The sequence below is a fragment of the Actinoalloteichus spitiensis RMV-1378 genome, from assembly GCF_000239155.1.
Taxonomy (GTDB): Bacteria; Actinomycetota; Actinomycetes; order Mycobacteriales; family Pseudonocardiaceae; genus Actinoalloteichus_B; species Actinoalloteichus_B spitiensis.
In genome coordinates, this window is the sequence record NZ_AGVX02000114.1 from 34,384 (window position 1) to 43,635 (window position 9,252).

Consider the following 9,252-nt stretch of genomic DNA (forward strand, 5'->3'; position numbering starts at 1 on the left):
TCGTTCACCGGTCCCGGCGCCGGCCGCGGCCCTGCCGCCCGGCCGAGCCACGGCCCCGGTCCGATTCCTCCTGGTCGTCAGAGTTGTTGTCGTGCCGGGCGTGCCAACGGTCGTAGGCCTCCACGATGTCGCTGACCAGCCGGTGCCGGACCACGTCGTTGCTGGTCAACGTGGAGAAGTGCACGTCGTCCACGCCCTCGAGGACGTCCCGGACCATACGGAGACCGCTGGTCGCCCCGCTGGGCAGGTCGACCTGCGTCACGTCACCGGTGACGACGATCTTCGATCCGAAGCCGAGGCGGGTGAGGAACATCTTCATCTGTTCCAGGGTCGTGTTCTGCGCCTCGTCCAGGATGATGAAGGCGTCGTTCAGGGTGCGTCCCCGCATGTACGCCAGCGGAGCGACCTCGATCGTGCCCGCCTGGGTCAGCCGGGGCACCGAGTCGGGGTCGATCATGTCGTGCAGCGCGTCGTAGAGGGGCCGCAGGTACGGGTCGATCTTCTCGTAGAGGGTGCCGGGCAGGTAGCCCAGGCGTTCCCCCGCCTCCACCGCCGGGCGGGTGAGGATGATGCGGTTGACCTGCTTGGCCTGGAGCGCCTGCACCGCCTTGGCCATCGCCAGGTAGGTCTTGCCCGTGCCCGCCGGGCCGATCCCGAAGACCACCGTGTGGTCGTCGATGGCCTCGACGTACTTCTTCTGGTTGAGCGTCTTGGGGCGGATCGACCGCCCGCGCCGGGAGATGATGTCCAGGCTCAGCACCTCGGCCGGGGACTCACCGCTGTCGGCGGAGAGCATGCCCACGGTCCGGCGCACGACGTCGGGCTTGAGGTGTTCTCCCTTGCCCACCAGGGTCACCAGTTCGTTGAACAGGCGTTCCGCGAACGCCACGTCCGCCGGCGCCCCCGACAGGGTGACCTCGTTCCCTCGGACATGGACATCGGCACTGACCAGCCCCTCCAACGCGCGGAGGTTCTCGTCCTGGGAGCCCAGCAGCCCCAGGACGAGGGGGTCGGGGACGACGATGCTGGAGCGCGCGCGCCCGGGGCCGCCCGCCGACCCGTTGCCTGCTGTGGTGTTCGCCGCTCCGGCCGGGGCGGTCCCGCCCCCCGATGTCGTGTCGACACTGCGAGCGGTTCTCGCTGCGGATCCAGCCACGTGCTCTCGGGCCTGCCTTCTGCGCCTGTGCGCGCCTCTCGACTCCCGTCCGGTGCGTCCGGCGCCGAACGGCCACGCCACGATGCTAGCTGCCGTGGCCGTCGCGACGCACTGTTGATTCGACTACCCGCGCACCGGGTGACGGGACGCGACCCCTCGTCACGCGTCCGAGGGAGCCTTGAGCACGCCCCCCACGAGGCCGCCGAGCGGCTCACCACCGAGCAGGTGCAGGTGGGCGTGGAAGACGGTCTGTCCCGCGTCGGCACCGGTGTTGAACAGCGTCCGGTAGCCCGTCGTGGTCAGCCCCTCCTCCTCGGCGACCGCGGCGGCGACGGCCAGCATGTCGACCAGCAGGGACGGCTCCTCCCGCCCCACCTCGGCGGCGTCCGCGTAGTGCGTTCTCGGGATCACGAGGACGTGGGTGGGAGCCTGCGGGTTGATGTCCCGGAACGCCACCACGGTGTCCGTCTCTCGCACGATCGTGCTCGGCAACTCGCCAGCGACGACACGGCAGAACAGGCAGTCCGCTTCCGCTTCACTCATGGCCCCAGGCTAATGCTTCACGATCAGCCCCGGGTCACGTCACCACCGGCCGGTCAGGGCGCCGAGGGCACCCAGCGCCACCACACCGGCGGTGGAGGCGCGGAGCACGGTTCGCCCCAGCCGCACCGGGACAGCCCCGGCCTCGGTGAGGACGGCCAGCTCCCGGTCCGTGATCCCGCCCTCGGGGCCGACGACCAGCAGCACCTCCCCGGTGGCGGGCAGGGGCACGGAGGGCAGGGGCCGGTCCGCGACCTCGTGGAGGACCAACGCGAGGTCGGCGGAGGCCACCCGGTCGGCGAGCCCGCTCAGGCCCACCGGTTCCTCGACCGCCGGCAACCACGCCCGCCGGGCCTGCTTCGCGGCGGACCGGGCCGAGGACCGCCAGCGGGTCAGCCCCTTGGCGCCGCGCGGCCCGTCCTCCCACTTCGCCACGCACCGCTCCGCCCGCCACGGCACCACCGCGTCGACACCGGCCTCGGTGGCGAGCTCGACCGCCAGCTCACCCCGGTCGCCCTTGACCAGCGCCTGGGTCAGGGTCACGCGCAGCGCCGGAGGTGCTTCCGCCCAGCGCTCCAGGACCTCGGCGCGCAGTTCACCGCGACCGAGCTCGGCCACCCGGCACCGGGCCCGTCCGCCCGATCCGTCCCCGAGCAGCAGCTCCTCCCCCACCCGCAGCCGCCGCACGGTCGCCGCGTGCCGCCCTTCCTCGCCGGTCAGGCCCACCTCGCCGGCCTCGGGCAGGTGGTCGACGAGGAAGACGGGGAGCCCGGCCGTGCGGCGGTCCCGGTCCCGCACCTCAGCGGTGCCCGAACGAGCCGCGCAGCCGGGAGAACAGCCCGCCGCTCCTGCCGTTGGTGTGGGCCGCGGCCAGGTCCTCCTGTTCCTCGCCGCGCAGCGCCGCCAGCTCCCGGAGCAGTTCCGTCTGCCGGCCGTCGAGCCGGGTGGGCACCACGACGTCCAAGTGGACGTGCAGGTCACCGGTGCCCGCGGTACGGCCGTTCGGCCGCAGCTTGGGCATGCCACGTCCGTTGAGCAGTACCTCGGTGCCCGACTGGGTGCCGGGTTCGACGCGGATCTCCTCGGTGCCGTGCAGGGTCTCCAACGGGATGACCGTGCCGAGGGCCGCGGCGGTCATCGGGATCGACAACGTGCAGTGCAGCTCCGCCCCCTCCCGCACGAAGACCTCGTGGGGGAGCTCGGCGACCTCGACGTAGAGGTCACCTGCCGGACCACCGCCAACGCCGACCTCGCCCTGGTTGCTCAGACGCACCCGCATCCCGTCACCGACGCCCGCGGGGATCTTGACGGTGATCTCCCGGCGGGCACGGACGCGGCCCTCGCCGTCGCAGCGGCGGCAGGGGTCGGGGATGACCTCGCCGTACCCCTTGCAGGTCGGGCAGGGCCGTGCGGTGACGACCTGGCCGAGGAACGACCGCTGCACGGACTGGACCTCGCCCCGACCGCCGCAGGTGTCGCACATCTCCGGCACGGAGTCGTTCTGGCACCCCGTGCCGTGGCAGAGGTCGCAGACGATCGCGGTGTCGACGGCGATCTCCTTGCTGACGCCGCTGGCGCACTCCTCCAGCGTGAGCTCCAGTCGGAGCAGCGCGTCCTTGCCCGGCTGCACCCGGCTGCGGGGGCCGCGGCCACCTCCGCCAGGGCCGCCACCACCGAAGAAGGCGTCCATGATGTCGCCGAGCCCGAACCCGGCGAAGGGGTCGGACGCTCCCCGTCCGCCACCACCGCCGCCGTTGGCCAGCGGGTCACCGCCCAGGTCGACGATCTTGCGCTTCTGCGGGTCCGACAGCACCTCGTAGGCGGCGGTCACCTCGCGGAACCGCTGCTGGGCGTCCGCGTCCGGGTTGACGTCGGGATGCAGTTCCCTGGCCAGCTTGCGGTAGGCCCGCTTGAGCTGGTCCGGCGTGGCGTCCCGGCTCACCCCGAGCAAGCCGTAGTAGTCCTTGGCCACCTTCTCCAGTCCTCCTGTCGCAGCCGCCGCCACCCGCGGCTGCCGCGCTCTCGCTCGGTTCGCGCGCCCCCACGGCGCGCGCCTCGGTTGCCGGCAGTGGCACCCGTCCGCTCGGGTCGCGCCGGTCCGGGTCGGCCACTGCCCGTTCGATGGGCTTCCCGTCCATGTTCCACGTCCGGCCCTGGTCTGTCCCACGGCCGGAGGTGGTCAGCGTCCAGCGAGTATCTCCCCCACGTAGGTGGCGACCGCGCGGACCGCGGCCATCGTCCCCGCGTAGTCCATCCGGGTGGGGCCCACCACACCCATACCGCCCAACACCATGTCGTGCACCCCGTAGCCCACGGAGATCACGGAGGTGTCGCGCATCTCCTGTGCCTCGTTCTCCCCGCCGATGCGCACCGTCACGGTGCCGGAGTCGCGGGCCGTGGCCAGGAGCTTGAGCACCACGACCTGTTCCTCCAGCGCCTCCAGAACCTGGCGCAGCGAGCCGGGGAAGTCGGTGATGTTGCGGGTGAGGTTCGCCGTGCCGCCCAGCACGAGCCGCTCCTCGGGGTGCTCCACCAACGACTCGATCAGCACGCTGCACACCCGCAGCACCGCGTCCCGCAGCTCGGCCGGGGCCTGCTCGGGCAACTCGGCGACCTTGGCTGACGCCTCGGGGAGGCGCTGGCCGACCATCGCGGAGTTGAGGATGGTGCGCAGCCGCCCGACGTCGTCCTCCCCGATGACGTCGGCGAGGTCGACCATCCGCTGGTCGACCCGGCCGGTGTCGGTGATGAGCACCAACATCAGCCGCGCCGAGGTGATCGGGACGACCTCCAGGTGCCGCACCGTCGACCGGGTGAGCGTCGGGTACTGCACGACGGCGACCTGCCTGGTCAGCTGGGCGAGCAGCCGCACGCTGCGCCGCAGGACGTCGTCGAGGTCGAGGGCGCCGTCGAGGAAGCTGCGGATGGCCCGCCGCTCCGCCCGGGACAGCGGCTTCACCTCGCTGAGCCGGTCCACGAACAGTCGGTAGCCCTTGTCGGTCGGGACGCGGCCCGCGCTGGTGTGCGGCTGGGTGATCAGCCCCTCCTCCTCCAGCGCAGCCATGTCGTTGCGCACGGTCGCGCTGGAGACACCGAGGTTGTGCCGGTCGACGATCGCCTTGGAACCGACCGGTTCATGGGTGGAGACGTAGTCGGCGACGATCGCGCGCAACACCTCGAACCGGCGTTCCTCCGCGGTCGCCATCAGGTGCCTCCCACCTCGTCCGGATGCCTGGGTCCTCGACGCCACCGGCCCGGTGGCCGGCGCGTCGCCTGATCCAAGTTTAGTGGTGTCAGGAGACCGTGAGGTCGACCTTCCTCGGCTGCGGCTCGATCGTGACGCCCGGCGACGGTACCGGTACCGGGTGTCCGGCGGTCAAGCCACCAGACGACGCACCACGCCGTCGGCGAGCAGCCGCCCCCGCCTGGTCAGCACCGCCCGCCCCGACCGCAGCGCCTCGGGGTCGAGCAGCCCCTCCACGGCGGCGGCCTCGGCCTCGGCGCGCGCCGACCCGGCCAGCACCTCCACGGGGAGCCCGTCGACGACCCGCAGCTCCAGCAGCACCCGTTCCACCAGCTGGTCCGCCTCGGCCAGGACCTCCCGTCCGGCGGCGGGGGTGCGCCCCTCGGCGAGGAGACCCGCGTAGCGCGCCGGGTGCTTGACGTTCCACCACCGCACCCCGCCGACGTGGCTGTGGGCGCCCGGGCCGACGCCCCACCAGTCACCGCCCGACCAGTAGCCGAGGTTGTGCCGGCACCGTGCCCCCGCCCCGGCGGCGGTCAACGCCCAGTTGGACACCTCGTACCACCCGAACCCGGCTCGGGTCAGGGTGTCGTCGAGGAGTTCGTAGCGCGCGGCGAGCACGTCGTCGTCGGGCGCGGGCAGGTCTCCGCGCCGCACCCTCCTGGCCAGGGCCGTGCCGTCCTCGACGATGAGCGCGTAGGCCGAGACGTGGTCCACCCCCGCCTCGACGACCGCGTCCAGCGACGCCAGCAGGTCGCGGTCGGTCTCGCCCGGGGTGCCGTAGATGAGGTCGAGGTTGACGTGCTCGAACCCCGCGGCCCTGGCCTCCCTGGCCGAGGCGGTGGCCCGTCCCGGCGAGTGCTGGCGGTCCAGGACGGCGAGCACGTGCCGGGCGGCCGACTGCATGCCCAGCGACACCCTCGTGTACCCGCCGGCGCGGAGGGCGTCGAAGAACCGGGGGGAGGTGGACTCCGGGTTGGCCTCGGTGGTCACCTCGGCGTCCGGGGCGAGCCCGAGGGTGTCGCGGATCCAGCCCAGCACCTCGACCAGGCGATCCGCTCCCAGCAGGGAGGGGGTTCCCCCGCCGACGAAGACGGTGTCCACGGGTCGGCCGTCGCCGAGCACGGTGGCCGCGAGCTCCAGTTCTCGGCGCGCGGCCTCGGCCCAGGAGTCGGGGGACGCCGCCCCACCCAGTTCACCGGGGGTGTAGGTGTTGAAGTCGCAGTAGCCGCACCGGGTGGCGCAGAACGGGACGTGGACGTAGACGCCGAAGGGCCGCTGGCCGAAGGTGGACAGCGCTTCCGGGGGCAGGGAGCCGTCCGAGGGGACCGGCTCACCGTCGGGCAGGGTCGAGGGCACCTCCGCAGTGTTCCACCGCGCCGCCGACGACCGGGCGGGCGGTGGAACACCACCCCCGGGAAGCCGTGGGCGAGCTCCCGACGTGAGGCGTGCCGCACCGCGCCCGCCCCGGGGTGGCGGTGCGGCACCACCGCCGTCCCAGCGCCCGGCGACCGCGGGAGAACCCTCGCGCCGCTGGTTTCCCACCATCCGGTCGGGGGTGGACCGGTGGTCAACCCCGTGGCACGCTCGAGGCCATGACCGCACTGCGTATGCGACTGGTAGCTCGACGTCACGTCGACTACAAGCGCGTCGCCAGCGCACTGTGCCGTCCCGGCCGTTAGACCCGCGCCGCGCTCCTCTCCCACCAGCAGGCGCCGGGTGCGTCGGCTGGACCTCTCACCGCCCGCCTTCCGGGCCTCGGCCACCGCACCCCGCGCGCACCGTCCGAACGTCGGAGGTCACGCATGGTTTCTCCGCCCGAGACGACGAGAACACCCCCGCGTCGTCGTGGTGAAGGGCAGTGGGCCCTGGGGTACCGGGAACCGCTCAACCCCAACGAGCGGTCCAAGAAGGACGACAACCCGCTGAACGTGCGGGCCCGCATCGAGTCCCGGTACGCCGCCGGCGGGTTCGCCAGCATCGACCCGGCGGACCTGCGCGGCAGGTTCCGGTGGTGGGGCCTGTACACCCAGCGCCGCCCGGGCATCGACGGCGGCCGCACGGCGGTGCTGGCACCCGAGGAACTCGACGACGAGTACTTCATGCTCCGGATCCGGATCGACGGCGGGGCGCTCACCACGGAACAGCTCCGCGTCATCGGGGAGGTGTCCCAGACCTACGCGCGGGACACCGCCGACATCACCGACCGGCAGAACGTCCAGCTCCACTGGGTGCGCATCGAGGACGTGCCGGCGATCTGGCGGGAGCTGGAGGCCGTGGGCCTGTCCACCACCGAGGCCTGCGGTGACTGCCCCCGGGTGGTGCTGGGCTCCCCGGTGGCCGGGATCGCCGAGGACGAGATCGTCGACGGCACCCCCGCCATCGAGGAGATCGTCCGCCGCTACATCGGCGACCCCGAGCTGTCCAACCTGCCCCGCAAGTTCAAGTCGGCGGTGTCCGGGTCACCCCGGCAGGACGTGGCGCACGAGACGAACTGCGTGTCCTTCGTCGGCGTCGACCACCCCGAGCACGGTCCGGGGTTCGACGTGTGGGTCGGCGGTGGCCTGTCCACCAATCCCCGGCTGGCGGTCCGCCTCGGGGCATGGGTTCCCCTCGCCGACGTCCCCGACGTGTGGCACGGGGTCGTGCGGATCTTCCGCGACTACGGCTACCGGCGGCTCCGACACCGGGCCCGCCTCAAGTTCCTCGTCGCCGACTGGGGTGCCGAACGGTTCCGGAAGGTGCTGGAGGAGGAGTACCTGGGCCGCCGGCTGACCGACGGCCCCGCTCCCCCGCACGCCACCCGGGACCGCGACCACGTGGGGGTGCACCGGCAACGCGACGGCCGCTACTACGTGGGCGCGACCACCGTCGCCGGGCGGGTCTCCGGGTCCACGCTGGTGGCGCTGGCCAAGGCCGCCGAACGCGCCGGCTCCGGGCGGATCCGCACCACCGTGCACCAGAACCTGCTGGTGCTCGACGTGCCCGAGCCACAGCTCGCCGCGCTGCGCTCCGACCTGGATTCGCTCGGTCTGCGCTCGGACGGTGGGCCGTGGCGGCGGGGCGTCATGGCGTGCACCGGCATCGAGTTCTGCAAGCTCGCGATCGTCGAGACCAAGGGCCGGGCGAAGGAGCTGGTGTCCGAGTTGGAACGCCGTCTCGCCGACGTGGGGCCCGCCCTCGGTGACCCCGTGACGGTCAACATCAACGGCTGCCCGAACGCCTGCGCCCGCACCCAGGTCGCCGACATCGGCCTCAAGGGGCAGATCGTCCGGGACGAGGACGGCCGCCAGGTCGAGGGGTTCCAGGTGCACCTGGGCGGCGGGCTCGGTCTGGACGCCGGATTCGGCCGGAAGCTGCGGGGGCTGAAGGTGACCGCCGACGAGCTGCCGGACTACGTCGAACGCGTGGTTCGACGGTACGTGGACCAGCGCGAACCGGGAGAGCGGTTCGCGCAGTGGGCGCAGCGCGCCGAAGCCGGAGCGCTCGCATGACCGGACGAGCCACCCCCCACTACTGCCCGTACTGCGGAGACGAGGACCTGTACCCCGAAGCCGACCACGCCCGGGCCTGGCGCTGCGCCGCGTGCCGGCGGGTCTTCGCGGTGCGCATGCTCGGTCTCGCCTTACCGGAGGTGTCCCCGTGAGCACGACCCGTCCGCCGACCACCGCAACCGGCCCCGCACCCGACGACACGGACGCACGGCGCGCGGAGTCGCGCGCGCTGGCCCAGCAGGGCGCCCGCGAGCTGGCCGGGGCGGACGCCGCCGCCGTTCTGGCCTGGACGGCGCGCACCTTCGGCGACGACTGGATCGTCGCCTCCAACATGCAGGACGCGGTGCTGGTCCACCTCGCGTCCCGGGCACGGCCGGGTGTCCCGGTCCTCTTCCTCGACACCGGCTACCACTTCGCGGAGACCATCGGCACCCGCGACGCGGTGGCCGCCACCTACCCCGTTCGGGTCGTCAACGCGGTGCCCGAACGCACCGTGTCCGAGCAGGACGCGGTCGACGGACCGGACCTGTTCGCCCGTGATCCCGACCGGTGTTGCGCGCTGCGGAAGGTCGCGCCGCTGCGCCGCGCCCTCGCCGGCTACCGCGCCTGGGTGACCGGGGTGCGCAGGGTGGAGGCGCCGACGAGGGCGGACACGCCGTTGGTGACCTTCGACGAGCGGCACGGCCTGGTGAAGGTGAACCCCCTCGCGTTCTGGAGCGACGAGGACATGGCCGACTACGCCGCCGAACACCAGGTCCTGGTGAACCCCCTCGTCGCGGCCGGCTACCCCTCCATCGGCTGCCAGCCCTGCACGAGCC

9 protein-coding genes are annotated in these 9,252 nt (G+C 72.9%); 3 read left to right on the forward strand and 6 right to left on the reverse strand.

What is annotated here, in order from left to right; all coding sequences use genetic code 11:
• Positions 1 to 4: 4 nt before the first annotated feature.
• From ACTIDRAF_RS0205900 to hemW, 6 genes are all read right to left on the reverse strand, one after another.
• Entirely contained in the window at positions 5 to 1,156 is a 1,152-nt protein-coding gene (locus ACTIDRAF_RS0205900; protein ID WP_016697797.1) for a PhoH family protein, read from the reverse strand.
• 159 nt (positions 1,157 to 1,315) lie between these two features.
• Positions 1,316 to 1,699: a histidine triad nucleotide-binding protein gene (locus tag ACTIDRAF_RS0205905; protein ID WP_016697798.1), complete on the reverse strand. Its 384-nt coding sequence runs from the start codon at positions 1,697 to 1,699 to the stop codon at positions 1,316 to 1,318.
• Between the two features lie 39 nt (positions 1,700 to 1,738).
• Positions 1,739 to 2,494 carry a 16S rRNA (uracil(1498)-N(3))-methyltransferase gene (locus ACTIDRAF_RS0205910; RefSeq protein ID WP_016697799.1) on the reverse strand — a complete coding sequence of 252 codons (756 nt, stop codon included), beginning with the start codon at positions 2,492 to 2,494 and terminating at the stop codon, positions 1,739 to 1,741.
• Position 2,495: 1 nt separating this feature from the next.
• Positions 2,496 to 3,668 (reverse strand): molecular chaperone DnaJ, encoded by a 1,173-nt coding sequence (gene dnaJ / locus ACTIDRAF_RS0205915; protein ID WP_016697800.1) that lies wholly within the window; start codon positions 3,666 to 3,668, stop codon positions 2,496 to 2,498.
• A gap of 207 nt (positions 3,669 to 3,875) precedes the next feature.
• Complete coding sequence (gene hrcA / locus ACTIDRAF_RS0205920) at positions 3,876 to 4,901, reverse strand: heat-inducible transcriptional repressor HrcA (protein WP_016697801.1); 1,026 nt, start codon at positions 4,899 to 4,901, stop codon at positions 3,876 to 3,878.
• Positions 4,902 to 5,072: 171 nt separating this feature from the next.
• Positions 5,073 to 6,299, reverse strand: a complete 1,227-nt coding sequence (gene hemW, locus ACTIDRAF_RS0205925) for a radical SAM family heme chaperone HemW (protein WP_016697802.1) — start codon at positions 6,297 to 6,299, stop codon at positions 5,073 to 5,075.
• Positions 6,300 to 6,745: 446 nt separating this feature from the next.
• Here hemW and ACTIDRAF_RS0205930 point away from each other — a divergent pair, with 446 nt between their 5' ends.
• The 3 genes from ACTIDRAF_RS0205930 to ACTIDRAF_RS27455 form a co-directional block, all read left to right on the forward strand.
• The gene (locus ACTIDRAF_RS0205930) at positions 6,746 to 8,434 is read left to right on the forward strand and encodes a nitrite/sulfite reductase (RefSeq protein WP_016697803.1); all 1,689 of its coding nucleotides are present in this window, start codon (positions 6,746 to 6,748) and stop codon (positions 8,432 to 8,434) included.
• The gene (locus tag ACTIDRAF_RS0205935) at positions 8,431 to 8,586 is read left to right on the forward strand and encodes a hypothetical protein (protein ID WP_016697804.1); all 156 of its coding nucleotides are present in this window, start codon (positions 8,431 to 8,433) and stop codon (positions 8,584 to 8,586) included. Before ACTIDRAF_RS0205930 ends, ACTIDRAF_RS0205935 begins: the two co-directional genes overlap by 4 nt.
• A 77-nt stretch (positions 8,587 to 8,663) precedes the next feature.
• Positions 8,664 to 9,252: phosphoadenylyl-sulfate reductase (locus ACTIDRAF_RS27455; protein WP_039786020.1), on the forward strand; the 589-nt coding region annotated here is incomplete at its 3' end.